Consider the following 25919-nt stretch of genomic DNA (forward strand, 5'->3'; position numbering starts at 1 on the left):
AGCGGGCGCTCCGGCTCCGTTACGCCGACGTTATGCCGCCGGCCGGCCGGGATGCACCCGACCGGCCGGCGGCATTCATCGCGGCAGTATCACTCCGCCCGCGTTGGTCCCACCCAGAGGTTGTCCCATAGGGAGTAGACCGGCGCGTTCGTCGCCGAGCCCGACAGGTAGGCCCCGAGCCCCGCCCTTCCCGAGGTCTGCAGGCTGGCGGTGGAATCCGAGGCCGTCAGCTGCCACTGACCAGGCTCCGGGGAACCCTGGGCCCAGACCTTGAATCGGATTGTCGTTGGCGAGATCCCGGTAGCCTGCACCCTTGCATTGACCAACTCTCCCGGCTTGACCGTGAGTCCCGAAATGACCGTCTCGCTGGCGATGGTCGTTTCGATGCCGTCCACCGTGCGGTACAGACCGACGGCTACCTGCCCATTGGAGCGGAACCGGACTGCGGCCTCGTACTTGCCCACACCCGGCACACTACGAGCAATGATGTGGTTGTAGACGCCGCCGCCGGTGGCCGCCTTGTCGTTGCCCAACTGGACGGCGATTTCCGTGTTGCTGGCGTCGACCCCATCCAAAGTGGCCGATGGCCCGGCACCGGGGCTGCCCATCCGGAGCTTACCCTGGCCGTCGGCCACGCTCAGGTTGGCAGCCGACCCGGAGCGCTGCCAGGTTCCGCCCTGGTCGGCCTGTCCCCAGCCGCCGGTCAGACTGCGGCCGAAAGTGTCCAGCGCATACGCCGGCAATTCCTTGGCAGCAACCGAAACGGTCTGGGTTGACGTGGCCTTCGTACCGGCGTTGTCAGTGACAATCAGCTTCACCTCATAGTCGCCCGCTGCCGCGTAGCGGTGCTCCACCGCGGTCCCCGTTGCCTGGTTTCCGTCGCCGAAGTCCCACTCATAGGCTTCCACGGTGCCGTCCGGATCGGACGATTCGGAAGCATCGAAGCTGGTCTGCAGCCCATCGACGAGCGAACCGAACACGGCCGACGGGGCCGCATTGGCCACGGTGATCTGCTCGGTGAAGCGTCCGGTCCCGCCGTTGCTGTCCGTCACCACCAAGGTCACCGTATAGGTGCCGTCGGCGGCGAAGGTGTGGCTGGCAGTGCGGCCCTCGGCGGTCCTGCCGTCGCCGAAGTCCCATGCATAGCCGGTCACCGTGCCGGTCGGAGAACTGGAGCCGGATGCATCGAGCCGGATGCTGCGGCCGGTGACCTCCTTGCTGAAAACGGCCCCCGGCCCCGCCGGTCCGCTCACCGTCACGCTTTGGGCAAGGGTGCTCTTGGCGCCCAAGGCGTCGGTCACCGTCAGCACGGCCTCGTAGGTGCCGGCCTTCCCATAGCGGTGGGAGACGGTCCTCCCGCTGCCGTTGCTGCCGTCGCCGAAGTCCCAGGCGTAGTCGGCGATGCTGCCGTCCGCATCCGCGGACGCCCCCGCGTCGAAGGTGGCTTGCAACTCGTCGGTGCTGAAGCTGAAGGCGGCGGCCGGGACCGCGTTGGCAACAGTGACCGGAACCGTGGTGGCGGCGGAAGCGCCGTCGTTGTCGGTGACGGTCAGGGTGACCAGGTATTCGCCGTCCGCCCCGTACCGGTGCGTGGGGCTGGGCCCGGTGCCGGTTCCACCGTCGCCGAAGTCCCAGGCGTAGCTGTCGATCGTGCCGTCCGGATCCGAGGATCCCGTGCCGTCGAAAGCAACCTGCATCCCGGTAGCATTGCTGGTCAGCGCGGCCACGGGAGCTGCGTTGGGCCGCACCGTGGTCACCTCGGACGTCTTGGTAGCGCTGGCTCCGCGGTCGTCGGTGACGGTCAGGGTAACAGTATAGGTTCCCGCCTTCTCGTAAAGGTGCTGGATGCCCGTGCCTTCGCCGGTGGTTCCGTCGCCGAAGTCCCAGGCGTAGGTGGCGATCCTGCCGTCGGCATCGGTCGAGCCGCGGCCATCGAAGATGGCATTCAGGCCCTCGACGGCGGCGCTGAAGTCCGCCACCGGCACCTGGTTGGGTGTCCCGGCGAAGCCGTAGTGGGCCTTGACCCGCTCCGGGCCCAGTTCCTTGCCGTAGACCGCCACCTCGTCGATGGTTCCGTTGAACCATGGGCTGCTGGAATCCCAGGTCCGGTCGCCGCCGATCCGCCAGTAGCCGGTGTAGGACTCGGCAGCCGTCTGCGGGTTGGTGCCCACAAGGTCACCGTCCACATACAGCTTCATACCGTTGCCGGACTGGGTAGCCACCACGTGGTGCCAAGCGCCGTCGTTGTAGGGCTTAGGCGAGTCTATGACGTTCATAGCGCCCGTCCAGGTGCCGAAGGTCAAGGTCCCGTTGTCCCGCATGAACACGTGGCGGTCGTAGCTGCCGGAGAGGCCGGTGTTCGAATTGCCGAAGCCGATGATCTTGCCGCCGGAGGTGGTACTGGTCTTGAACCAGGCTTCCAGCGAGTAGACCTTTGGATTGGCCGCAGCTTGTCCGGCCGCCACGAAGGCTCCGTCGCTGCCAAAGGACATCGCCTTGCCGCCGCCGGTGGTGATGACGCCGTCCTGATCGAGCCGGGCGCTGCCGCGAATCAGGCCATTGTTCGCGAACATGCCGACGTCCGCCGCGGTAGTGCCGTCGGTTTCATTCAGCCGCCAGTACAGCTGCGGGTCGTCCGCGTAGACCGCCTTGCCATACTCGTCCGTGGGGACCGGCGGGATGTCGGCAGCGCGTCCGCTGGCTTCGTACAGGCTCAGCACCTTCTGCGGCGCCAGCACTTCCGGGTAGATGGCCACCTCATCGATGCTTCCGTTGAAGCCGGTGGAGGACGGCTGGGCGGGCCAGCCGTTCATGTTGTCTCCGCCGATCCGCCAATATCCGCTGTAGTCCTGTCCGGAGGTAACGTCGGCGCGTTCAGCGGCGCGGACGCCGTCGACGTACAAGGTCATGCCCCCGGCCCCGAGCGAGGCGGTGACCTGGTGCCACTGGCCGTCGTTGTAGGTCTTGGAACTGGTCACGGTGGCGGCGCTGCCCAGCCAGGTTCCGAACCACAGCCTTCCCGAGTTGTCCATCCAGACATGGCGGTCGTAGCTGCCGGAGTTGCCGGAGCGTGCATCGCCGTAGCCAATTATCTTGCCGCCTGTAGTGGAGGTGGTCTTGAACCATGCCTGGACGGTGAAGGTGTTGGGCGCCGGGGCCACGGACCGGGTGGAGAAACCTGCGGTGCCGGCGAAGCCCGTGGCAGCATTGCCGGTGATGGCGCCTTCAACTCCACGGGTCACTTCGCCGGCGAGATCAGCATCGCCGAATCCTACGTGGTCATAGACGAGTGTGCCGGACGGTTCGTCCAGCGGGTAATAGGCAGACGCGCCGGCCTCCCTGATAGTTTCCGTATACGGATTCACGGCTGCATCCGACACCCTGACCTGATCCGAGCGCGGACCGATATATTCATTGCCCCAGGGGTCCTTCACCCTGACGCGATAGGTGTGGGTTGCCCCCGGCGTCCGGCCGGAGTCGATGAATCCCAGAGTCTTCTGATTCCACCAGATGGATTTTTCCTGCAGCGTGGCAACCGGAGTGAGGCTGTTGTCCCGCAGGAGTTCGTAGGTAAGGTTTTCGTCGTCGTAGTCCCACGTGGTGGGCCAGGCGACGCGGACAGTGCCCGACGAATTCGACATCACGGCCGGCTTGAGCGCCGTCGTGTACTCGGGCCGGATCTTGTTCGGGGCGGCCGAGCGCTTGGCAAAGACCGCCAGACCCTGCTGCGCCTGGCCGTTCACAGTGGTGAACTCGCCGCCGGCGACCAGATAGGTATCGTTGTTCGCCAGCGCCCAGCCGCCCTGGTATTGGCCGGTGTAGAAGCCGGTGTTCAGCGCCGGGTACCAGTGCAGCAGTTCCGGAACCGGCTGGCCACTGTACATGCTGTTGTTCGACGGCGGTGCCTGGTCCGTGCCGACCGGGTAGATCGTCTCGGCCAGCGCACGCTTCCAGACCGTCGGGTTCGCCTCGGGGAATTCTCCGAGGCTGGAGCAGTCATGGGCGTGCGAGACGCTGTACATGACCTGGTCCATGACGGCGATGTCCGTGCTGGCGCCGTAGCAGTTGTCCAGCCATTTCAGGTCGCCGGTCTTGAAGTCGGCCGCGAACCGCCCGTCGAACCAGTGCCAGCCCTCCCCGTTCGCGGAAGCGTAGACGACCCCGTCCTTTTCGATCATGTTTGTGACCCAGGACCTCTCGGTACCCCGCCTTTCCGGGATGGGGGTACTGGACCAGGCTTGGGAGGCGCCCGTGGTCCCGTCAACGGCTCCGATCCCGATCTGCCGAACTCCGTTCAGGTTCTGGAAGCGTCCCCCGACGACCACCCGGCTCCCATCCTGGGCCGCCACCACTCCATGGACGATGGAATCCGCTGTCGGCGCCCAAGGCAGCAGAACGCCGTTGCTGCGGCTGAAGGCCGCCAAGTTGCCCCGGGCCTGGCTCCCGACGCTGTTGAAGGAGCCGCCGACGTACACCGTGCTCGGCGTAATGGAGATGCTGTTAACCTGTCCGCCGATGCTGCCGCCCACTGCGGCACCCAGGGCGCCGGTGGCCCGGTTGAAGACCGCGAGCTTGCTTCGCGGCGTGCCGCCGGCCGTAGCGAAGTCGCCGCCGACGTAGATCTGGCTGCCATCCGGGCTGATTTCCACCACGTTGGCCTGGGCGTTGAAGTTGGGATTCCACGGCAGGATGGAGCCCGTGGTGATATCGAAGGCCATGGCGTTGTTGCGTATCACCTCCCCGGCCCCGCCTGCGGCCACGCCTGAAGGCCGGGCCCTGGTAAATGCTCCGACAGCGTAAGCAATGTTGCCGTGCACCGCAGTGCTCCAGACCACCCCGTTGATTTGCGGCGTGGGCAAAACGTCCGCACTGACCGTTTCCGGAGGCGGAACCTGACTTTCCCCGGCTGCGCTGGCCACCCCCGGGGACAGCGAAGTCAGCATCATTGCTGACGAGGCAGCGACTGCCCCTAGCCGTAGCAGAGGTCTGGACCACCTGCCTGGTTGCGATGCGAGTGAATTGGCTTTAGACATGCGTGCTGGACCCCATTCCGCGTAGTGGTTGTTCGGCTGGCTGATAAGAAATTCGGACAAGTGGAACCAACAGGATCCGCCGGATGCCCCACCCGCCCAGGGCCGACCCGACGGCGGCCAGCAGCGGCGCGTAGGCTGCGTTGCCGGTAGCCGCCACGATCCCCCCGGCGGCCAGCAACGACAGTGCGGAGTCCGTCAACCGGATGATGAAGATCCGGTGCGCCTGCCCTCGCACGGCGGCCAGTGCCCCGTATGGCGTGACCGCGGCGATGGAGGCCGCGTACGCGAGCCATCCTGCCGTGGCCAGCAGGCCGGGTGTACCGCCGGTCATCAATGGACCGGCCACCGGCAACAGCGGCAGCCCCACCGCGGCAATGGCCGCGGTGGCGGTCAGGAGAATGGCGACGCCGCGGTCCGACTGCTTGAGGAGGTCGGCCACTGGAAGTTCGCGTTTGCGGGCAAACGATGCGAACAGATACGAGGAGATGCCGGAGACGAACAGCATGGCCGGGGCCGCGTAGAGCCGTGCGAGTTCCAGTTCCCCGGCAGCCGCCAGGCCGATGATGGCGACGACGGCAAGCCGGAGGGCGGTCAGCAGCGACGGCCGCAGCGCCTGTTGCGCCGCCCGCCAGAATCCGTAGCGGGCAACGCTCTTCCAGCTGGCCGGTGCCGACAGGCTGAGATAGCGCTCCTCACCCGGCAGCAGCAACATCGCCGCCACGGAAGCCGCAAACTGTCCGATGGCGATTGCCACCAGGAACGCGACGAGCTCCTGGCCGGCAGACAGCGACCACAGCCACAGGACGGCCATAGCCACCGCCAGTCCCACGAGGTCCACGACAATCAGGCGCAGGAAGGACAGGTTGGCCATCAGCAGCCGGCGCATGATGTCGTTCAGCAGGAAGCAGACCAGGGCCGCAGCCAGGGCCATGGCCTCGGCAGGCGTGGTGAAGCCAGTCCCGGCAGAAACAGCTGCCATAGCAGTACCCGCGGCCAGGGCCAGCACCATCAGGGACCACTGCAACGCCGAGCGGATCGAGGGCTGGTGCCGGTCCAGGACCGTCAGGCTGTCGCCAATGAATCCGCTGGTGACCGCCGTGCACAGCACCATCACGCCGTACAGGACTGAAAGCTTTCCCAAGCTGTCGATGCCCAGCACCCTGGCTGCCACGGCCATCAGCAGGAAGCTGGCCAGAGCCTGGCTGGCCTGCGACCCGATGGCGCCTCCCGCGCCGCGGAGGAAACCCGCGAGCCTGGCTTTCACGGTAGCTCTCCGGTGATGATTGCGGGGGTGTGGGCCCCGTCGATGTCCACGTACAGGCTGGCCTCGCCGGTATCGGCGGGCAGTGCGAAGGCGTAGGTGGCCGTCTGCTCACCGCCGGGTTTGATTGTCCCGGTGAGGTCCTGGGCCCTGACGCTGCCATACAGCGGGGCCGCGGCGGTCCTGCCGCCGCCATATAGCAGGGTGACCACGACGGCGGAGGCGTCCAGCACCTTCCTCGTCCCGTTCCCCACGGTGATGTCCACCGTCAGGTAGCCGGCGCCCTTGACCACGCCGGCGCCCGTATCGTCGACCACCCCGCGCTTAAACCCCGAGGTGGAGACGCTCACGCCGTCGTCAAACGCCGCCGTTTTGCCAAACCCGGTCTTCGGCGCGGCGGCCCGCTGCGCCGGCGGCAGCGCCCCGGGGCGCTTGACCGCCGGGGCACCCCGGGTCGCCGCCTCGAAGGCCGGCCCCCCGGACGGGGCCGGCGTTTCGGTGGGATCCGGCGTCGGCAGGCTGTCCGCGGACGCAACGGCCCCGGCCGCCGGCCAGGCGGCCGGGGCGGAAGCCTCCGGCCCTGCGGCACCGCAGCCGCCCAACGACAGGGCTAGGACACCGGCCAGGCCCCACCGCCAGGCCGTGCCTCGGCGGCCGGCCGGCAGCATGGCATTGCGTGGCTGCCCGGATCGGGCATCAGGATATCCGGCGCCCGAGCGCGCCGGCAGATATTCAATTGGCACTGACCGACCCCTAATTCCCCAGCAAATAAGAGCTTGTACCGCACAGGCTAGGAATGATCGGAAGTTCGGGCACGAGTACGGCCTACCCGAAAAACACCGGCACCTACCTACCGCGGCAACAGGCAACGCTGTGCCACCAACCATGGGGCACGGTGGAACAGGCGTGGCGTCGGGCGTGCTGGTAGGCGCCGGCCGGCGGACGATAGCAGCTAGGAAGAGACCGTTTGTTTAGACGCCGGCGGGCAGCCGGACCGAGTTCCTGAGTAGTTCCAGCATGGCGGCTTCCGGGACCGGGCGGCTGAAATAGTAGCCTTGTCCGCTCACGCAGCCCATTTCCAGCAGGCGCTCAACCTGCACCTTGGTCTCGATGCCTTCGAACACGGCGTCCAGGCCGGCAGCCCGGATCAGCTGGATCACGGCCGCAATGAACTCGTTCTGGCTGATGTTCCCGCTGCTCTGCGAGAGGATGGACCGGTCCACCTTGACCATGCTCACCGGCAGGTTGCGCAGGTAGCTGATCGAGGAGTAGCCGGTACCGAAATCGTCGATCTCGATGCCGATCCCCAGGCTCTTCAGGCTCAGCAGCGAGTACGTTTCCACATCACCGCCGGTGACCAAGGCGGTCTCGGTAATTTCCAGGACCAGGAACGCCGGATCGATCAGGGAATCCCGCAGCACCTCGCGCACGTAGTCGACCAAGTCGATCCGCTGCAGCTCCGCCACGGAAACGTTCACGCGCAGCCGGAAATCGCTCGACAGGGGGACGGTCTCGCGCCACCGGGCGAAGGTCATGACAGCTTCGCACAGGATCCAGCGGCCCAGGTCAATGATGAGCCCGGTCTCCTCTGCCAGCGGTATGAATTCGTCCGGCATGACCAGCCCACGCTGCGGATGGTTCCAGCGCACCAGTACCTCGGCGCCCCGGATCTCGCCGCTCGCCAAATCCACCACCGGCTGGTAGTACAGCGTGAATTCACCGGCAGCAATGGCGTCCCGCAGCTCTGTTGCCATCTGGTTGTGCAGCTGGCGGGAATAGAGCATACGCTCCTGGAATACTTTCACACCGCCGCGGCGGGTCTTCTTGGCTTCGTACATGGCGGTGTCCGCTTCCAGGAGCAGCCGCTGGGCCGTCTCCCCCGGCTCGGCCACGCGCAGGCCGATGCTGGCCTGGGGCCAGACGTTCATCTCGTCCAACTGGATGCTGCGGCCAAGCACCTCGACGATGCGGTTGGCCGTGGCCATGGCCTGTTCCAGAGTGGCCTCGGGAATCAGCACGGCGAACTCGTCACCGCCCAGCCGGGCCACCATATCCCCTTCGCGCACCGCGCCGCGCAGCCGTTTGCCGACTGCGGCCAGCACCCGGTCGCCCGCCTCGTGGCCGAAGCTGTCATTGATCTGCTTGAAGGAATTCAGGTCCAGCAGGAGCAGGGCCGGAGTAGGCCGGCCTTCCACCGTGGATCCCAGCGCCTCATCCAGCCGTGCCGCTAGGGCCATACGGTTGGCCAGCCCGGTCAGCGCGTCGGTCATCGCCATTCGGCTCATGGCCTGGTGCGCCTCGCGCAGCATCGCGGTGCGCTCTTCCACCCGCTGTTCCAACTGCTTGTACATCAGTTCGAGCTCTTCGGCGAGCAGATTGATGCCCATGCTCACCGCATCGATGTCATCCCGTTCCGGCGACAGCTCAAACCGGGTGTTCAGGTCCCCTGAAGCGAGGCGGACAATGCCTTCCACCAGCTGGGACAGCCGGTGGTCGCCATCCTTAGTGGGCACAGACTTCCTCCAGCCATGCCAGGGCATGGGTCTCGGAGGTGAAGAAGCCGCCCGGGCACGGCAGGGGCATGGTCCCGAGGACAAAGTTGGCAATCACCCGGTCCACCGGGGACTCCCCCAGCACGGCGATGGCCGAGACGCCGGTCACCTGGGCCAGGACCGCCCGGGCTTCACGGGTGATCGCAGTGACGCCGGTAACCGTCAGGATGACGGGGCGGGGTCCCTCGGAAACAAGCTGTGTGAGCCGCGCTGCGGCAGCCTCTGCCATTGCTCCGGTGATGGGCACGCCGCGGGGCAGATCGATCCTGACGGCGTCATCTCCGTCACTCAGTACCGCATCCGTTTCCTGCAAAACAACCTCGGACATGGCCGCTTAGCCCTTCACGGGGTGGCTGGATTGCGGGTCCGACGTCCGGATGTGCTTGGTACCGCGCATATCGATTCGCTCCCCAACGGTCCACGGAGGGGCACGCCCCTCCCCCTGTCAGCTCCAGCAGGGCCGGCGTGTGCCGCAGCGGCACAGTCAGCTCCACGTGCACAGCATAAACGAATAACTGCCATTTTTAGCGGCAGAAACGCCGCAAGTACTATTGTGAAGCTTGCATTTCGGAAATCATTCCGGCGACCTGCACGGCCCGGTCAGCGGCCTCAGCCTGCCGGAAGAACTCCTCGCTTTGCTGCAGATATTCCAAGGCACCAACCGAATCCCCTCTAGCCAGCAACCCCTTCCCCAATAGCATCAGCGCATCCCCCGCCATGTGAGTTGGCAGATCGGTAGCCCGGCTGCACACCCTCGCGAGAATATCGACTGCTTCAGGTAGATCGCCGTTAAGGTAATGCCAATGCCCCTTGATGAAGTCCATCAATAGCCGGTCACGGTCATTGGCGCCGGCGATAGAAGTCGCCAACTCCGCACGCTGGATGCATTCATAAGTCTCTTCATCCACCAGTTCAGACGACAACCTCACAGTTGCCGAGGCCCGATTGAACCACGCCCAGAGTGCAAGATCGTTAGTTGGGGAGAGATGTTCGGCAGCAAGCCGGTGGTACTTGACTCCCTCGTCTGTGTCCTTACGAAGGAACGCAACGTTGCCTACTACCCAATACGCCTTTCCGGCCGTCTGGGAATCATCTCCGCCATCAAGCAGCGCTACCAAAACTACGCACTCACACCATGCTTGTTCGAGTTGCTCACTTTCGGTAAGTGCCGCGATGAGCGCCAATTGTGCCTCAATACGCAGTCCGGACGACTGTTCGACCAAGTCGCTGAGCCGGAGCGCCTCGCGGGCAAGTTCGATTGCTTTAGGCAGCGCGCCGAGGATCTGTGACACAACCGAAAGCATCGTCAGCACTCTGGCGGTGAGCGCCGGTGAAGTAGCGGTGAAAGGATGGTTGTACAGTTCGTTGGCAACGGTGCCGCACTCCTCACAGAGCCCCTGCTCACGCAAGCATTCGCCTTGGAGGAAAGTCATCTGCCACCACGCCGCAGTATCCTCCCTCGCGGATGCGAGGTCGGCCGCTTCCCGAGCCAAAGCTAAGGCCTGGTCATAGCGGCGCCGCATGAATGCTTCGCGCGCGCGGAGTTCCAACAATATGTCGGTTCCTGACTGTTGCTGTGCTGCCACGATCCTCCTATCCATCCACCAGCACCGCGCGGCCGGTCACTGGCACGACCGCTCGCAATGCACCACCACTTGTTTATTACGCATTGAGCATATGCGAGGATTTTCGCCATTAATGAAAAGTTGCCCTGACCAGCTATTTCTCATGCAACGTTTCATCGGTAGACTGGCCCAGTCCGCGTCACCCGCATGGATTTTCGGATCTACGAATAGCTAACGATTGAGGAGCAAGATGATCAAGAAGATTTCCACCTCCGTACTCATTGCCGCTGTCCTCGCCGTCGCCGGGGTTGCTGCTCCGGCCTCCGCGGCCGATAACGGCATCACCGTCACCAAGACAGGCACCGGCACCAGCACCACCAACGGCACCGGTATTTGGCCGTACTAAACCGACAATCGGGTTTACCCGGGCTTCGGCCCGGACCCTGACAGTGGCCATGGACGGCGCAAGCCCTCCATGGCCACTTGTGCGTTAACCAGCCGAGCGTTTCTCCGGATGCAGGGACCGCGGGGATGCATCGGACACACGGGTCAGCGGCAGCTGGACGGAGAACGTCGTACCCTTGCCCACGGCGGACTCCACCGTCAGGTCGCCGCCATGCTGCTGGACCACCCCTTTGGCAATCGCCAGCCCCAGGCCGGTGCCTTGGATGGTCAGAGCGTTGGAGGCACGGAAGAAGCGGTGGAACAGATTGGGCAGGTCCTCGGCCGGAATCCCGATACCGGTATCGGAAACACGGATGACGGCCCAGTCCGAGCCGTCCTCGTGCGTTTCCTGCTCGATATCCATGTGGACCTGGCCATTTGCCGGAGTGAACTTCACGGCATTGGACACGACGTTGGTCAGGACCTGTTCCAGCTTCTTCGCATCGCCATCGACTACCAGGTCCATGCCATTGTTGCAGACCAGGCTGACATCCTTGGCCGTGGCCACCGGCACCAGGGCGGTGGCCACGGCATCCAGCAGTTGGCCGATCCGCACCGGCTCGGACCGGCTGACCGCGTCGTCGAAGTCCATCCGGGACAGCATGAGCAGGTCCTCGATCAGCTCCCGCAACCGGCTCGCGTTGCGCACCACAACCTCCAGCATGCGCACCGCCCCCTCCGGAACCTCACCGCCCGCACCTTCCAGCACCAGGTCCAGATAGCCAGCGATGGACGTAATAGGGGTACGCAGCTCATGATTCACCGTGGCCACGAAATTGTTCTTGGCCGTGTCGAGTTCTTGGAGCCGTTCAACAACCTGCTGCTGGGCGGTAATCAGATGCCCCTGGATCAGCCCATGGGCCAGGTTGCCGGCCACATGCTGCAGGAGGGACGTCTCGGCCTGGGACCAGACCGCTGCCGCGCCTTCCTTTACCATCCAGACCAAGCCAAAGGCGCCGCCGCCGTGGCCGAGCGGAGCAACGGCCACGGCATGCACCTTCGGTACCGTGGCCCACTCCGACAGGCTGGGGTGGCCATCATGGTCTTCCTCGGCGTCGCGCCCGCCGGTCAATACAGTGCCTTTGTTCCACAGGGCCTGGGCCAGTTCCCTGGACTTATCCTCGGGCGGATGCTGGAAATCCGCCGCGCCGTCGGGAGCCCAAGTGGTGTCCACCAGCGGTGCCCGTTCGTCATCAAAGGTGTAGAGCCATACGCTGCAGGCGCCGAAGGCCCTGCCCAGACCGCTGACCGCCAGCTCCACCATCAGGTAAGGGTCATTGGTCTCCCGGATCGCTGCGGAAATCCGGCGGGTGCTGGCACGCAAGGCGCCCATGGTCCGGCGTTCATGCTGCTTGCGGGCGGAGCGCGCCAAGGTGACCAGCGTCCGGTGGGCGAGCTGCTCATCGGTAAAAGGTTTCAGCACGTAATCATTGATACCAAGATCGAATGCACCTTCAACCAGGTCCCCGGCCGGTCCTCCGGCCAGCAGGATCACCGGGCAGCCGGTATCGCCCTCGTCACGGATCCGGCGCAACACTTCCAACCCCGGGATCCCCGGCAGGTCCGCATCCAGCAGTGCGACATCGGGCGCCTGGCTGTATAGCGCTTCCAGCGCAGCAGGTCCGTCCGCAACCGCATGCACCGTCAGGCCGGCATCGGTCAGGGCGGCTGCCGCAAGCTCGCGGACCTGCGGATCGCCATCCGCGATGAGGGCGGTCTTCCGCCCGACCGCTGGCAGTGCCGCAGTATCGCTCTCCACCATGTCTCCTCCCGTGCAGGAAGCGGCACGGGATACTGCCCGGCGCCACTAGTTCTGAACTGACACTAACAGGGGCCCCGCTGCGGGCACGGTATTGGACGCGGCGCCGCCGCCTGCCCGGTCCTGCCGGTGGTGCAGGGCTGATCATCCGACCCATCGACACCTTCCCGGAGACTGGCCGCCGCGGCGGCCGCCGCCGTCGTCGAACCCGCCGCCCCCCCTGACGCCACACGATTTAATCCAGGCCGCTTCCTCCTGTTTGGCTGGCCAGGTGAAGGATCCGGCGCCCCCGCAGGGCCGTTCACAGGGCGGGCGGCCCGGCGTAGGCTGGGGGCATGACCCGCGTCCTTGTGGCCGGCGGCACCGGTTTGGTGGGAAGTGCCGTCGTAGCCGAATGCCTGGCCCGCGCCGCCGACGTGCGGGTGATCAGCCGCCATACCCTGACCCCGGACTCTCCGCGCCGCCAGCTCCAGGCCCAGTACCTGCAGGCCGATGTCGCGGAGGCGGACGGACTGAACGCCGCCCTGGCAGACGTGGACGTCGTCGTCGACGTCCTCAACGGTGGATTGAGCAGCGCGCGCCGGACGCTGGCAGATGGGGCCAAAAACCTTGCCGCAGCAGCCGCGGCCGCTGGGGTTCGGCGCCTGGTAGTACTGTCGATCGTCAACGTCGACGAGGTGGAGTTCGGCTACTACCAGGCCAAGACGGCGCAGGAAACCATCTACCGGGAGTCGCGCGTGCCGGCCGCCATTGTCCGGGCCACGCAGTTCCACGAATTCGTGACCGCCGTGTTCGACTCCGGCCGCCGATTGCGGATCACGCCCCGCTTCCGGGGCGCGAAGTTCCAGACCATCGCCGTAGCGGACGTGGCCAAGGCACTCGCGGAAACTGCACTGTCGGACCACGAACCGGACCGCATCCGCAATATCGGCGGTCCGGAGGTCCTGGGCATGGATGCCATGGCCCGGATCTACCGGCAGTTCACCGGCGTGAGAGGACCCGTGGTCCCGGTTCCGCTGCCGGGGGCGCTCGGTAAGTATTTCCGGAACGGAGGAAACCTCACCCGGAAGAATGCCGTGGGAAAAATCACCTACGCGCAGTGGCTGGAAGCCCGCGAGGCCGAAAGCCTGCCCGCGGTGGACCTGCGCTGACAGCTCCGCACCGGCCAGTGGAATGTGCCGGACGTCACACATTGCCATCGTGTCCCGGTCCGGCGGCCATGAATGCAGACGGTACTCTACAGATGTAGAGCCGTTCACACGCACCATCAGGAGCACCACCCGTGCAGACCTTGCAGTCACCTTCCATGCCCTCCGAAAACCCCGGACAGCAGGCAGCCGACCCGACCGACCGCCGCGACCTCATCGCCGAGGCCGCCACGGAGTTGATTGCCCAGGATGGCATGCGCGCCCTGACGCACCGGGCCCTGGACGCCCGACTGGGCCTGCCGGCAGGCTCAGCCAGCTATTACTTCCGGACCCGGGACGAGCTGCTGGCTGCCACTTTGGGACATCTGCGGGCCTACCCCGTCCGCCACATCCAGGCCGCGGAACTTGCCGTGCCGCTGAGCTCCCAGGGCACGGACCTTGAAGGTATGGCCGCGCTGCTCGCCGACTATCTGGAAAGCATCATCACCGCCCGGCCGCACCACATTAAGGCACGGTATGCCCTGGCCTTGGAGTTGTCCGGGCGCGAGGAGTTCTCCGACTCCATTTCCGACGCTCTGGTGTCCCGTGCCCAGGCCGTGGAGCTGTTCACCTCGCTCGGATCCTCGGACCCGCAGACGCTGGCAGCGGGATTCCTTGCCTTGCTGGAGGGGCTGGCCTTCCGCAGCCTGGTGGAGCACGGGGCCGGGGCGCTGATGCCCAGCTCGCGCCGACTCTCGGTGTTCCGCGAGGCGATCGCGTCCTATCTGCTCGGCGTCGCCGAATCGGAACTGCCCGCCTAGCGTTCGCCGCTAGTGCCGAGGGTCCCGCTGCGAGCGGGCGGGGCAGGCCCTGTCGTGTCGCTGGCGCGCCACGCCGGGACCCGGCTGCCCCACCCTTGCGAACAGCGGGAAGGCACGACGCGCTGCCCCGCGCGCTCCACGCATGGGGACCCCGGGCGGGCTCTCTTGCCGGCAACTCCCCGGCGTTAGGAAGCCCCGACTGCGGACGTTCCCGGTGTCCGCAGAGTTCTGCCGGGCGAAAACTACAATCCGGTATACATATGGCGGCTACACACACCGGTGTGTAGCATGTGCGTGTGTGATGGACCACATCCACGCACGAAGGTCAGCGGCCCGTTCCAACCCATCAGGGGGTGCTGAAATGGCCAATACCGCAGCCGTCATGACCGGCCTGAATTCGATCGAGCTCCAGGATCGGCCAATGCCCGAGCCCGGCCCCGGCCAGGCGGTGGTCCGGGTCGAGGCGGTAGGTGTCTGCGGCTCGGACGTGGCCTATTACCGTTACGGGAAAATCGGCCCGTTTGTGGTCCAGGGCGACTTCATCCTCGGCCACGAGGTTTCCGGCCAAATCGTTGCCGTGGGCGACGGCGTCACCAATGTCCGGGCCGGGGACCGGGTAGCCGTGGAACCCGGGACGCCGGATAGAACGTGTGACCAGTGCCGTGCCGGACGGTACCATCTCTGCCCGAACCTGGAGTTCCTGGCCACCCCGCCGTACGACGGCGCGCTGCTGCAGTACCTGCTGATGGACGCCCGCTGCTATTTCCCGATTCCCGATTCCATGAGCTACGAGGACGGCGCGCTGATCGAGCCGCTGTCCGTGGGGCTGTGGGGCTGCCAGCGCGCCTCGCTGCGCCCGGGCGACGACGTGCTGGTCACCGGCGCGGGCCCCGTGGGGCTGCTGGCTGCAGAGAGCGCCCGCGCACTGGGCGCCGGCAGCGTCACCCTGACGGACCTCTCCGAATACCGTCTGGGTGTGGCCGCCTCCCACGGTTTCACCACCGAGCACAGCGGCTCCCCCACGGACCGGACCTTCGATGTGCTGCTGGAGTGTTCGGGCGCGAACGGCGTCCTTGCTGCCGCGCTGGCACGGCTGCACGAGGCCGGCCGTGCGGCCGTCATCGGCCTGAGCAAAGCCGAAGCCGTGCCGCTGCCATTGTCCATGCTGAACTGGAAGGAGATCAGCATCTCGATGGTGAACCGTTACAACAACACCTGGCCGCTGGGCATCGACCTGGTTTCCTCCGGTCGGATCAACCTGGCCGGACTGGTCACCCACGAATTTTCCTTGGCGCAGACGGCAGCGGCCCTGGACAACACCTCCACCGAACCGGAATCACTGAAAGCGATGATCTATCCCCAGCGGACCTGATCCGGACGCACCTGCACCGGACACACTGCCCGGCCCCACACCGGCACACAGAGGAGTTCCGATGAAAAAAATCACCAGACGGACGACGGCGCTCTCCGCCGCCATGGTCCTGGCCGTCAGCCTGGCGGCCTGCGGGAATGGCGGCGGCGGTGGCGGCGCCTCAGGGGGTGCCTCCGGCGGCTCGACCGCAGGCAAGATCGCGTTCCTGATGCCGGACCGGGCCTCCACGCGCTACGAGCAGCAGGACAGCCCGCTGTTCAAGGCCAAGGTCAAGGAACTCTGCCCCGACTGCGAGGTGCTCTACCAAAACGCCGACGGCGACGCCAACAAGCAGCAGCAGCAGGCCAATGCCATGATCACCCAGGGCGTGAAGGTCATGGTGCTGGATGCGGTGGACAGCACCGCAGCGGCGTCGCTGGTCAGCACCGCCAAGAGCCAGGGCATCAAGGTGGTCACCTACGACCGGCCGGTCCCGGATACGCCGGCAGACTTCTATGTCTCGTTCGACAACAAGAAGATCGGTTCGCTGATCGCCGGGGACCTGATCAAGCACCTGGATTCCAAGGGAGACACCACCGGCGGCCTGCTGATGGTCAACGGTTCGCCCACGGACCGGGCCGCGCAACTGATCAAGGAAGGCGCCACCGAATCCGTGAAGGCCAGCAAGCACCCGGTGCTGGCTTCCTATGACACCCCCGAATGGCAGCCGGCCAAGGCCCAGGACTGGGTGTCCGGCCAGATCACCCAGTTCGGGGACAAGATCACCGGCATCGTGGCCGCCAACGACGGCACGGCCGGCGGCTCCATTGCCGCGCTGAAGGCCGCCGGAATCACACCGATACCGCCGGTGACCGGCAATGACGCCGAGATTGCGGCCGTCCAGCGCATCATTGGCGATTCCCAATACAACACCATTTCCAAGCCGATCAAGATCGTGGCCGAAAAGGCCGCGGAGGTGTCGGTGGACCTGCTCAACAACCGGACGCCATCGCCGGATGCCACCCTGTTCGAGACCCCGGCCGCTTTGTTCGTCCCGACCGTGGTCACCAAGGCCAACGTCAAAGAAGTGATCTTCGACTCCGGCATCTACAAGGCCTCGGAGGTCTGCACCGGCGAGTACAAGGCAGGTTGCGACGAGCTGGGTATCAAGTAGCGCATCCGGCGCCGGTCGCGGCCGGCGGCCTGGTCCGGATCCGGCGGATCCGGACCAGGCGCGGCAGGGTGTCCGGACCGGTGCCGCGGCAACCGCGGCGGCTCCGCCGTCGTAAGGGAAGGGGAAGGCAATGTCCACTCTGCCAGCGGAACGGCTGGAATCCTCCGCTCCGGTGCTCTCCATGCGCGGGGTCAGCAAGCACTTCGGGGCAGTCGCAGCCCTGACGGATATCGAACTGGACGTCCATGCCGGCGAGGTGGTCGCCTTGGTGGGCGACAACGGTGCAGGCAAATCCACGCTGGTCAAGATCCTCTCCGGAGTGCACCCGCAGGACGCCGGAACAGTGACCTTCGACGGCAAGGACGTGACCATCCACAGTCCGGTGGATGCGATCAACCTGGGCATCGCCACGGTGTTCCAGGACCTGGCCTTGTGCGACAACCTCACCGTCGTGGACAACCTGTTCCTGGGCCGGGAACTGGCACCGTGGCGGCTGAACGAGGTGGAGATGGAGGTCCAGTCCTGGAAACTGCTGCGCCAGCTCTCGGCCAAGATCCCCTCGGTCCGGATCGCCGTCGCCTCCCTCTCCGGCGGCCAGCGGCAGACGGTAGCCATTGCCCGGTCGCTGCTGGGCAGTCCCAAGCTGATCATCCTGGACGAGCCCACCGCCGCCCTGGGCGTGGAGCAGACCGCAGAGGTGCTCAATCTGGTGGAGCGGCTGCGAGAGAACGGCCTGGCCGTGATCATGATCAGCCACAACATGCAGGATGTGCAGGCGGTCTCGGACCGCGTCGCGGTGCTGCGGCTGGGCCGGAACAACGGCACCTTCCGCATGAAGGATGTCAGCACCGATGATCTGATCGCCGCGATCACCGGGGCCACGGACAACGTGGTCACGCAGCGCGCGGCCCAAACCGGGGCGGCAGGCGCAGGCGGCAAACCGGGCGTGCCCCCCGAGGCACCCGCGGAGGACCGGCAACCTGCGGCCGGCACGGATGAAGGGAGCGAGCAATGACAGTGAATCCAGCCAGCACCGACGTGCCGGTCGCCACCGACCTGCAGGATGAGCGCCTGATCCGGACCGAAGGGTTCCGCGGCGCGGTGAAGGTCGGTATCAACCGGGTCCGCGGCGGTGATCTGGGTGTGCTGCCGATCGTGGTCGGACTGCTGATCATCTGGACTATCTTCCAGCTGCTCAACCCGTTCTTCCTCTCCAGCGCGAACCTGGTCAACCTGCTGCTGGAAAGCGCGGCGGTGGGAGTCATTTCGCTCGGCATCGTCTGTGTCCTGCTGGTAGGCGAAATCGACCTGTCCGTCGGTTCGGTCAGCGGCCTGTCCGCAGCGATCGTCGGCGTCACCTTCGTCAAGCAGGGCTGGCCGATCGCACTGGCCATCCTGGCCGCGATCGCCGTGGCGGCCGTCATCGGCCTGATCTATTCCTTTGTCTACAACAAGTTCGGCGTCCCGTCCTTCGTGATCACCCTGGCCGGCCTGCTGGGTTTCCTGGGCCTGCAGCTGTGGGTCCTCGGCGTCGAGGGCACCATCAACCTGCCGTTCGATGCCTTCCTGGTCTGGTTCGGCCAGCAGGCCTTCGTGCCGGCCTGGCTTTCCTACGTGCTGGCGGCCCTGGGTGTGGCAGGTTTCTTCCTGAGCCAACTCTCACTCTCCCGGCAGCGGGTCAAGGCGGGCCTGTCCGGACGTCCAATGGGGCTGGTGATCGGCCAGACCGTGATACTGGCCGTGGTCCTGTTCTTCTCGTTCTGGTACCTGAACCGGGCCCGCGGGGTCGGCTGGATGTTCGTCTTCTTCGCCGTGCTGGTCCTGATCATGCACTACGCCTTTACCCGGACCAGGTGGGGCCGGTCGGTCTACGCTGTCGGTGGCAACCGGGAAGCGGCCCGCCGGGCCGGTATCGGCGTCACCGGCATTTACACCTCCATTTTCGTGCTCTGCTCCAGTTTCGCCGCCATCGGCGGCATCCTCGCCGCCGGGCGCCTGGCCGCCGCCGCGCAGAGCAGCGGCACGGGCGACGTGAACCTGAACGCCATCGCCGCGGCCGTGATCGGCGGCACCAGCCTGTTCGGCGGACGCGGATCGGCGTTCTCGGCGCTGCTGGGCATCCTCGTCATCCAGTCCATCACCAGCGGCCTGACGCTGCTGAACCTGGAATCCTCGTTCCGCTACATGATCACCGGCCTGGTGCTGCTGCTGGCCGTGATCCTGGACGCCGTCTCGCGCAAGTCGCGTACGTCGCACGGCCGCGCCTGATCGATGTTCCTGGGCATCGATATCGGCACCGGCAGCAGCAAGGCGGTGCTCGCGGACGCGGACGGGCACCTCCTGGACAGCGAGGTGGTGGCGCACGAGGTCTCCTACCCGCGGCCGGGCTGGGCCGAGTTCGACGCCGAGGGCACCGGCTGGACCGAGGTGGCGCGGCTGTGCCGCGCGCTCTTCGACCGGCACGACGCCGGAGCCGTCGCCGGGGTCTGCGTCAGTGCCATGGGCCCGAGCCTGGTGGTCACGGACGAGGACCTGGTCCCGCTCCGCCCGGCCATCCTCTACGGCATCGATTCGCGGGCCGGCGCGGAGATTGCCCAGCTGACCGAGGAATTCGGCGCGGAAGCGATCTTCGCGGACTCCGGCAAGGCGCTGTCCTCGCAGGCGGTCGGCCCCAAGATCCGCTGGCTGCGCAACCACGAGCCCGAGCTGTTTGCCCGGGCCCGGCGGTGGCACAGCCTCAGCTCCTACATCCTGGCCAAGCTGACCGGCGAGTTCGTGCTGGACCACCACACTGCCAGCCAGTGCGACCCGCTCTACGATCTGCGGCACAACCAGTGGCACCCCGGCCGCTACGCCGCCGTCGCCGGCCACCTGCCCCAGCCCCGGCTCGCCTGGCCGGCCGAAGTATCCGGCACGGTGAACGCCGGTGCGGCCCAGGCAACCGGGCTGCCCGCCGGCGTGCCGGTCTGCGCCGGGACGGTGGACGCCTGGGCCGAGGCGTTCAGTGCCGGCGTCAGGCATCCCGGGGACCTGATGCTGATGTACGGCTCCACCATGTTCTTTGTCCAGGTGCTCGGACAGTTCCGCGCCGAACCCAGGCTGTGGACCACCGCAGGGGTCGATCCGGGCTCGCTCACGCTCGCGGCCGGCATGTCGACGTCGGGCAGCCTGACCACCTGGCTGCAGCGGTTGTTCGGCGATACGCCCTTCGAAACGCTGGTGGCGGAGGCGGCAGCGGTGCGGCCGGGTTCGGACGGGCTGCTGCTGCTGCCCTACTTTGCCGGGGAACGCACGCCGGTCTTCGACCCGGACGCCCGCGGGCTGATCGCCGGACTGTCGCTGCGGCATGGACGCGGGCACCTGTTCCGGGCCGCCTATGAGGGCATCGGCTTCGGCATCCGCCAGATCCTGGAGTACCTCGAAAACGCCGGTGAACCGATCCGGCGGGTCGTCGCCGTCGGGGGCGGTACGAAGGCGCGGCTGTGGACGGAAATCGTCAGCGACATCACCGGGCGCGAACAGATCGTGCCCGAGCAGACCATCGGCGCCAGCTACGGGGATGCCCTGATGGCAGCGATCGGCACCGGTGCCGTATCCGCGGCCACCGAGTGGGCCAGGACGGCTGCCATCGTGAAACCGGAGCCCGGCACCGCCGCGGTCTATGCGCAGCTGTATGCCACCTACGGGCAGCTCTACCCTTCCAACCGGGAGCACCTGCACGTCCTGGCGGCATTGCAGGAACCGGAGTCAGGCTAGTTCAGGTACCGGCGGTTAAACGGGGCGGACCCTTGGTTCCGGTGAACGGTCCGGAACCAAGGGTCCGCGCAGCACAGGGCTGCGCCGGGGCTTCGTTGTTACTTGGCGGCCGCGGACAGCTCGGCGCGGACGGACTCCATGGCCCGGGTCCACACCACGAGCTGGTCCAGCATCGGGGCCAGGGTGCCGGCATTCTGCTCGGTCGGCTTGAATTCGGAGAAGTTCTCGAAGTCGGTGAAGAGGCTGAACATCACCTGGTTGCGCACGTGGGCGATCTGCAGCTCGGAGAGCACGTTGCGCAGGTGCTCGGCGGCGCGGGCGCCACCCATCGAGCCGTAGGAAACAATCCCGGCAGCCTTGTTGTTGAACTCAACGTTCAGGTAGGACAGAGCGTTGGCCAGGGCCGGCATGACGGTGTGGTTGTACTCGCCGGTCACGAACACGAAACCGTCGAATTCGCTGATCTTGGCGGACCATGCCTTAGTGTGGTCATTCTGGTAGTTCTGGTACGCCGCCGGGTAGGCTTCGTCCAGCAGCGGGAGGTTGAAGTCAGCAATGTCGACAACTTCGAACTCCGCGTCGATGCGGGCCGAAGCGTTTGCCAGGACCCAGTCCGCGACCTGCTTGTTGACACGGCCGGGGCGGGTGCTGCCGGTGATGATGGCGATCTTGGTCATGGGTAAACCCTTTCAAACTCTGTTGACGCGTCATAAAACTTGTTGACACGTCAATGATGACCAGTGAAACTTGAAATGTCAATCAAAGTTAGGGGGCCGGAGCCGTGAACTCCGATACACGGTGGCTCAATGAGCACGAGCAGGAGATCTGGCGGGGGCTGCGCGAGCTCATCTGGGGATTCGAATCCGCCTTGGACCGTCAGCTGATCCGGGACTCCGAGCTTTCGGGTGTCGAATACTCGGTCCTGGCCGCGCTCTCGGAAGCCGAGGGCGGCACCATGCGGGCGCGGGACATTGCCCACACCCTGGACTGGGAACGCAGCCGGCTCTCCCATCTGCTCAAGCGCATGGCGGCCCGCGGCCTGGTGGACCGGAACGAATGCCCGGATGACGCGCGCGGCTTCAATATCTCGATGACGGCCGCGGGCCAGGCAGCCATCGAGCAGGCCGCCCCCGGCCACGTCAGCTTCGTCCGGGAGAATGTCTTCGACCCGCTCACCCCCGCCGAGCAGGACGCCCTGCTCGCGGCCACCACGAAGATCCAGCACGCCCTGCGCGAGGCCGGCTGGTGGGAGCGCGGCAAGGTCGACTAGGCAAAGCCCCCCCCGGCCTGCCCGGCAGCGGAAGGGCTGCCGGGCAGGCTACTCCAGGATTTCGGAGGCTTCGAGCCATTCGAGTTCGAGCGACTCCTCCTCCTCCGCGAGCTCCTGCAGCTTCCGGTTCAGTTCGGCCAGCAGCTCGAAATCCACCTCGGCCGCGGATCCGGCCGCGGTCATCTGCTCCTGGAGCTTGTCCTTCTGCTGCCCGAGCTTGCCCAGCTGACGCTCAATCCGGTTCAGGTCCTTGCGCGCCTGCCGCCTCTGTCCCTCGCTGGCCCCCGCCGTTCCCGCGTCATCCCCGGCTTCGGCGGCCGCGGCGGCATCCGGCGCCCCGGCCGATGCCGCGGCGCCGGCGGCCAGCGCCGCCTGGCGCAGCTGCAGGTACTGGTCCACTCCCCCGGGCAGGCCGCGCAGCTTCCCGTCGCCGAGCAGCGCGAGCTGGTGGTCCGTCACCCGCTCCAGCAGGTAGCGGTCGTGCGAGACCACCACCAAGGTCCCGGGCCAGCCGTCCAGCACGTCTTCGACGGCCGCGAGGGTATCCGTGTCCAGATCGTTGGTCGGTTCGTCCAGCATCAGCACGTTCGGCTCCCCGACCAGCAGCCGCAGCAGCTGCAGGCGGCGCCGCTCGCCGCCGGAGAGGTCCCGCACCGGGGTCCACTGCTTCTGGTTGGTGAAGCCCAGCTGTTCCACCAGCTGGCCGGCGGAAAGCTCGCGGCCGCCGACGTTGAACACCTGGCGCTCACGCTGGATGACCTCGATGACCCGCAGGTCCATCACGTCGTCCAGTTCGCGCACTTCCTGCGTGAGCATGGCGGTCTTGACCGTCTTGCCGCGCTTGATCCGGCCGGTGGTGGGCTGGATGTCCCCATTAAGCATGTGCATCAGGGTGGACTTACCGGCTCCGTTCACCCCCACGATGCCGACCCGCTCGCCCGGCGCCAGGCGCAGCGTGATGTTGTCGAAGAGGGGTGCCGGCGCCTGCGCCGTGTGCTCGCGGGCCGGCGGGGTGTAGCTGACGTGCTCGAGGTCGATGACGTCCTTGCCCAGCCGGGCCGTCGCCATCTTCGCCAGTGCCAGGGTGTCGCGCGGGGCCGGCACGTCGGCGATCAGTTCGTTGGCGGCCTCGATCCGGAACTTCGGCTTCGAGGTGCGCGCCGGCGCGCCGCGGCGCAGCCAGGCCAGCTCCTTCTTGACCAGCTGCTGGCGCTTGCCTTCGACGACGGCGGCCGTCCGGTCGCGTTCGGCCCGGGCGAGCACGTAGGCGGCATAGCCGCCGTCGAACGGATCCACCACGCCGTCGTGCACTTCCCAGGTCCGGGTGCACACCTCGTCCAGGAACCAGCGGTCGTGCGTGACCACCAGGAACGCGCCGTCGCTGGGCCGCCAGCGCTGCTTCAGGTGCTCGGCCAGCCAGGCCACGCCCTCGACGTCCAGATGGTTGGTGGGCTCGTCGAGCATGATCACGTCGTGCGGCTCGATCAGCAGTTTGGCCAGGGCCACCCGCCGGCGCTGGCCGCCGGAGAGCGAGGACACCTGCGCATGCCAGTCCACGTCCTCGACCAGGCCGGCCATGATTTCGCGGATGCGCGGGTTGGCGGCCCATTCGTGGTCCGCCGCCTCGCCGACGATCGCCACGCCCACCGGCAGGTCGCCGTCGAGCACGTCCTGCTGGTCCAGGAAGCCCACGTTCAGGCCGCTGCGCATGGTCACGCGGCCCTCGTCCGGGGAGCTGCGCTGGGCCAGCAGGCGCATCAGCGTGGACTTGCCGTCCCCGTTGCGTCCGACCATGCCGATCCGGTCCCCCTCGTTCAGGCCCAGGGACACCGAGTCCAGGACGGTGCGGGTGCCGAAGGAGATGCTGAGGTTTTCTGCGCCGAGCAGGTGGGCCAAGGGTGCTGCTTTCTGTTGCTGGATGGATCGGGGGGCCGGTTCAGGCCATGATGCGCGCGCCGTGGACAGGGCCGTGGACCGGCAGCGCCACCACGCCAGCCACGTCCGAGAGCCGCTGCGCGAGCTCCTCGGCGTCCCGCCGGCCGGCGGTCAGGAACGCCACCGTGGGCCCGGAGCCGGAGACCAGCCCGGCGAGCGCGCCTTCGCCCACGCCGAGGTCCAGAATATCGGCCAGTTCCGGCGCCTGCTCAATTGCCGCCGCCTGCAGGTCGTTGGAGACCACCCGGGCCAGGGCCGCCACGTCCCCGGAGTTCATCGCCTGCAGCACCGCCGGATCCACCTCCTCGGGTTCCTCGGCCACGGTTCCGGCGCGTTCGCGCAGCTTGTCGGCCAGCGCGTACACCTTGGGCGTGGACAGGCCGAAGGAGGCGGGTACCAGCACCCAGTGCAGGTCCTTGCGGGCCAGCGCCGGGGTCAGTTCGTCTCCCACACCGAGGCCGACGGCGACCCCGCCGTGCAGGGCGAACGGCACGTCGGCGCCGAGCACCGACGAGATCCGCACCAGCTCCTCGCGGGAGAGGCCGGTGTCCCACAGCGCACTGCAGGCCACCAGCGCGGCGGCGGCGTCGGCGGATCCGCCGCCCATGCCGCCGGCCACCGGCACCCGCTTGGTGATCTCCAGGTGCACTCCGCTGCCATGGCCGGTGAGGTCGCGCAGCAGCAGGGCGGCCTTGACGGCCAGGTTGGATTCGTCCAGCGGAATCTCGTCCAGGTCGAAGTCCAGCTCCGAGCCGCTGCGGACCTCGACCGTGACCCGGCCATCCTCGCGCGGGCTGGCCAGGACCTCCTCGTAAAGCGAGACCGCCAGGTAGACGCTGGCCACCGAATGGTAGCCGTCCGGGCGCGGCGGGCCGACCCGGAAGGACACATTGATCTTTCCCGGGGCCATGGCGCGGACCGGTCGCGCAATCGTCATGCTTGGACCTTCCTGTGGTTCGTCGGGCGAGTTCCGGGCATCCGGCTCAACCGGCAGGCTTGTGTTCGGCGATCCGGGCGAAGGCGGCCACGTCCAGCACCTCGCCGCGGGCGCCGGGGTCGACGCCGGCGGCGCGCAGCGCCTCCTCGGCCAAGGCCGGACTGCCGGCCCAGCCGGCCAGCGCGGCGCGCAGGGTCTTGCGGCGCTGGGCGAAGGCGGCGTCGATCACGGCGAACACCTCCCGGCGGCTGGCCCGGGTGACCGGCGGCTCGTGCCGGGTGAAGGCCACCAGGCCGGAGGCGATCTTGGGGGCGGGCCAGAAGACATTCATCCCCACCACGCCGGCCTTGCGCATCTGGCTGTACCAGGCGGCCTTCACGCTGGGCACGCCGTAGATCTTGGAGCCCGGTACCGCCGCGAGCCGGTCCGCCACCTCGTCCTGGACCATGACCAGCCCGTGCCGCAGCGACGGGAAATGCTCCAGCAGGTGCAGCACCACCGGCACGGCCACGTTGTACGGCAGGTTGGCCACCAGGGCGTCGGGCTGATGCGGCAACTCGGTCACCTTCATCGCGTCGGAGAGGACGACGTCGAGCCGGCCGGCGGCGTCCGGCCGCCAGGCGGCGGCGGTCTGCGGCAGCCGGGCGGCCAGCTTCGGGTCGATTTCGACGGCAACCACCCGCCGGGCGGCGTCCAGCAGGCCCAGCGTCAGCGAGCCCAGGCCCGGACCGACCTCCAGCACGGTCTCGGCCGGATCCACCGCCGCGGCGGCGACGATCCGGCGGATGGTGTTGCCGTCGATGACGAAGTTCTGGCCCAGCGTCTTGGTCGGGCGTACGTCCAGCTCGCCGGCCAGGCGGCGGATATCCGCGGCGCTAAGCAGGGGTGCGGTGGCCGGCTGGCCGGAAGAGGGATTCGCATCTGTCACTGTGCA

The 25919-nt window shown here is 66.9% G+C and carries 20 protein-coding genes; 9 read left to right on the forward strand and 11 right to left on the reverse strand.

Translation table 11 applies throughout. The features are described 5' to 3' along the window. Positions 1–89: 89 nt before the first annotated feature. From LVY72_RS01360 to LVY72_RS01385, 6 genes are all read right to left on the reverse strand, one after another. Positions 90–4760, reverse strand: a complete 4671-nt coding sequence (locus tag LVY72_RS01360) for a PKD domain-containing protein (RefSeq protein ID WP_237817654.1) — start codon at positions 4758–4760, stop codon at positions 90–92. A 265-nt stretch (positions 4761–5025) separates the two neighbouring features. Next, the gene (locus tag LVY72_RS01365; protein WP_237817655.1) at positions 5026–6297 is read right to left on the reverse strand and encodes an MATE family efflux transporter; all 1272 of its coding nucleotides are present in this window, start codon (positions 6295–6297) and stop codon (positions 5026–5028) included. After that, positions 6294–7037 carry a hypothetical protein gene (locus tag LVY72_RS01370; protein WP_237817656.1) on the reverse strand — a complete coding sequence of 248 codons (744 nt, stop codon included), beginning with the start codon at positions 7035–7037 and terminating at the stop codon, positions 6294–6296. The genes LVY72_RS01365 and LVY72_RS01370 overlap by 4 nt, the downstream gene beginning before the upstream one ends. A 228-nt stretch (positions 7038–7265) precedes the next feature. Further along, positions 7266–8807: a putative bifunctional diguanylate cyclase/phosphodiesterase gene (locus tag LVY72_RS01375; RefSeq protein ID WP_237817657.1), complete on the reverse strand. Its 1542-nt coding sequence runs from the start codon at positions 8805–8807 to the stop codon at positions 7266–7268. Continuing rightward, a complete protein-coding gene (locus LVY72_RS01380) occupies positions 8797–9174 on the reverse strand; it encodes a DUF7793 family protein (RefSeq protein ID WP_237817658.1) in 378 nt (125 codons plus the stop codon). The genes LVY72_RS01375 and LVY72_RS01380 overlap by 11 nt, the downstream gene beginning before the upstream one ends. Positions 9175–9394: 220 nt before the next feature. Further along, positions 9395–10432 carry a hypothetical protein gene (locus LVY72_RS01385; RefSeq protein ID WP_237817659.1) on the reverse strand — a complete coding sequence of 346 codons (1038 nt, stop codon included), beginning with the start codon at positions 10430–10432 and terminating at the stop codon, positions 9395–9397. 229 nt (positions 10433–10661) lie between these two features. Here LVY72_RS01385 and LVY72_RS01390 point away from each other — a divergent pair, with 229 nt between their 5' ends. Then, positions 10662–10817 (forward strand): hypothetical protein, encoded by a 156-nt coding sequence (locus tag LVY72_RS01390; RefSeq protein ID WP_237817660.1) that lies wholly within the window; start codon positions 10662–10664, stop codon positions 10815–10817. A gap of 84 nt (positions 10818–10901) precedes the next feature. Here the strand turns inward: LVY72_RS01390 and LVY72_RS01395 are convergent, their stop codons facing one another. After that, entirely contained in the window at positions 10902–12617 is a 1716-nt protein-coding gene (locus LVY72_RS01395) for an ATP-binding protein (RefSeq protein WP_237817661.1), read from the reverse strand. 332 nt (positions 12618–12949) lie between these two features. Here LVY72_RS01395 and LVY72_RS01400 point away from each other — a divergent pair, with 332 nt between their 5' ends. From LVY72_RS01400 to LVY72_RS01430, 7 genes are all read left to right on the forward strand, one after another. Further along, positions 12950–13765: an SDR family oxidoreductase gene (locus LVY72_RS01400; protein WP_237817662.1), complete on the forward strand. Its 816-nt coding sequence runs from the start codon at positions 12950–12952 to the stop codon at positions 13763–13765. 155 nt (positions 13766–13920) lie between these two features. Beyond that, a complete protein-coding gene (locus LVY72_RS01405) occupies positions 13921–14562 on the forward strand; it encodes a TetR/AcrR family transcriptional regulator (protein WP_237817663.1) in 642 nt (213 codons plus the stop codon). Positions 14563–14923: 361 nt separating this feature from the next. Next, entirely contained in the window at positions 14924–15934 is a 1011-nt protein-coding gene (locus tag LVY72_RS01410; protein WP_237817664.1) for an NAD(P)-dependent alcohol dehydrogenase, read from the forward strand. A gap of 61 nt (positions 15935–15995) precedes the next feature. Continuing rightward, positions 15996–17087 carry an ABC transporter substrate-binding protein gene (locus LVY72_RS01415; RefSeq protein WP_237817665.1) on the forward strand — a complete coding sequence of 364 codons (1092 nt, stop codon included), beginning with the start codon at positions 15996–15998 and terminating at the stop codon, positions 17085–17087. A 130-nt stretch (positions 17088–17217) separates the two neighbouring features. Beyond that, positions 17218–18102, forward strand: coding sequence for an ATP-binding cassette domain-containing protein (locus LVY72_RS01420; RefSeq protein ID WP_237817666.1), 885 nt, complete (start codon positions 17218–17220; stop codon positions 18100–18102). Continuing rightward, positions 18099–19355 (forward strand): sugar ABC transporter permease, encoded by a 1257-nt coding sequence (locus LVY72_RS01425; protein WP_237817667.1) that lies wholly within the window; start codon positions 18099–18101, stop codon positions 19353–19355. The genes LVY72_RS01420 and LVY72_RS01425 overlap by 4 nt, the downstream gene beginning before the upstream one ends. 3 nt (positions 19356–19358) lie before the next feature. Next, positions 19359–20843, forward strand: a complete 1485-nt coding sequence (locus LVY72_RS01430; RefSeq protein ID WP_237817668.1) for an FGGY-family carbohydrate kinase — start codon at positions 19359–19361, stop codon at positions 20841–20843. A gap of 98 nt (positions 20844–20941) precedes the next feature. Here the strand turns inward: LVY72_RS01430 and LVY72_RS01435 are convergent, their stop codons facing one another. Continuing rightward, positions 20942–21520: an NADPH-dependent FMN reductase gene (locus tag LVY72_RS01435; protein WP_237817669.1), complete on the reverse strand. Its 579-nt coding sequence runs from the start codon at positions 21518–21520 to the stop codon at positions 20942–20944. 104 nt (positions 21521–21624) lie between these two features. Between LVY72_RS01435 and LVY72_RS01440 the strand changes: the two genes are divergently transcribed. Next, complete coding sequence (locus LVY72_RS01440) at positions 21625–22113, forward strand: MarR family winged helix-turn-helix transcriptional regulator (protein ID WP_237817670.1); 489 nt, start codon at positions 21625–21627, stop codon at positions 22111–22113. Between the two features lie 48 nt (positions 22114–22161). Here LVY72_RS01440 and LVY72_RS01445 read toward each other — a convergent pair whose 3' ends face one another. Genes LVY72_RS01445 through rsmA form a run of 3 tightly spaced genes read right to left on the reverse strand, consistent with a single transcriptional unit; the run spans position 22162 to position 25913 of the window. Then, positions 22162–24009 carry an ABC-F family ATP-binding cassette domain-containing protein gene (locus LVY72_RS01445; protein ID WP_237817671.1) on the reverse strand — a complete coding sequence of 616 codons (1848 nt, stop codon included), beginning with the start codon at positions 24007–24009 and terminating at the stop codon, positions 22162–22164. 40 nt (positions 24010–24049) lie between these two features. Continuing rightward, on the reverse strand, positions 24050–24985 hold the full coding sequence (locus LVY72_RS01450; RefSeq protein ID WP_237817672.1) for a 4-(cytidine 5'-diphospho)-2-C-methyl-D-erythritol kinase: 936 nt from the start codon (positions 24983–24985) through the stop codon (positions 24050–24052). 46 nt (positions 24986–25031) lie between these two features. Beyond that, the gene (gene rsmA / locus LVY72_RS01455) at positions 25032–25913 is read right to left on the reverse strand and encodes a 16S rRNA (adenine(1518)-N(6)/adenine(1519)-N(6))-dimethyltransferase RsmA (protein ID WP_237817673.1); all 882 of its coding nucleotides are present in this window, start codon (positions 25911–25913) and stop codon (positions 25032–25034) included. Positions 25914–25919 lie beyond the last annotated feature (6 nt).

Origin of the sequence: Arthrobacter hankyongi, assembly GCF_022012395.1 — a bacterium.
In the GTDB taxonomy this organism is placed as follows: Bacteria; Actinomycetota; Actinomycetes; order Actinomycetales; family Micrococcaceae; genus Crystallibacter; species Crystallibacter hankyongi.

Bases quoted from the DNA above. Each gene is read 5' to 3' on its own strand.
- LVY72_RS01380 (WP_237817658.1), bottom strand. From the start codon at position 9,174: ATGTCCGAGGTTGTTTTGCAGGAAACGGATGCGGTACTGAGTGACGGA.
- LVY72_RS01390 (WP_237817660.1), top strand. From the start codon at position 10,662: ATGATCAAGAAGATTTCCACCTCCGTACTCATTGCCGCTGTCCTCGCC.
- LVY72_RS01395 (WP_237817661.1), bottom strand. From the start codon at position 12,617: ATGGTGGAGAGCGATACTGCGGCACTGCCAGCGGTCGGGCGGAAGACC.
- LVY72_RS01400 (WP_237817662.1), top strand. From the start codon at position 12,950: ATGACCCGCGTCCTTGTGGCCGGCGGCACCGGTTTGGTGGGAAGTGCC.
- LVY72_RS01405 (WP_237817663.1), top strand. From the start codon at position 13,921: ATGCCCTCCGAAAACCCCGGACAGCAGGCAGCCGACCCGACCGACCGC.
- LVY72_RS01410 (WP_237817664.1), top strand. From the start codon at position 14,924: ATGGCCAATACCGCAGCCGTCATGACCGGCCTGAATTCGATCGAGCTC.
- LVY72_RS01415 (WP_237817665.1), top strand. From the start codon at position 15,996: ATGAAAAAAATCACCAGACGGACGACGGCGCTCTCCGCCGCCATGGTC.
- LVY72_RS01420 (WP_237817666.1), top strand. From the start codon at position 17,218: ATGTCCACTCTGCCAGCGGAACGGCTGGAATCCTCCGCTCCGGTGCTC.
- LVY72_RS01425 (WP_237817667.1), top strand. From the start codon at position 18,099: ATGACAGTGAATCCAGCCAGCACCGACGTGCCGGTCGCCACCGACCTG.
- LVY72_RS01430 (WP_237817668.1), top strand. From the start codon at position 19,359: ATGTTCCTGGGCATCGATATCGGCACCGGCAGCAGCAAGGCGGTGCTC.
- LVY72_RS01435 (WP_237817669.1), bottom strand. From the start codon at position 21,520: ATGACCAAGATCGCCATCATCACCGGCAGCACCCGCCCCGGCCGTGTC.
- LVY72_RS01450 (WP_237817672.1), bottom strand. From the start codon at position 24,985: ATGACGATTGCGCGACCGGTCCGCGCCATGGCCCCGGGAAAGATCAAT.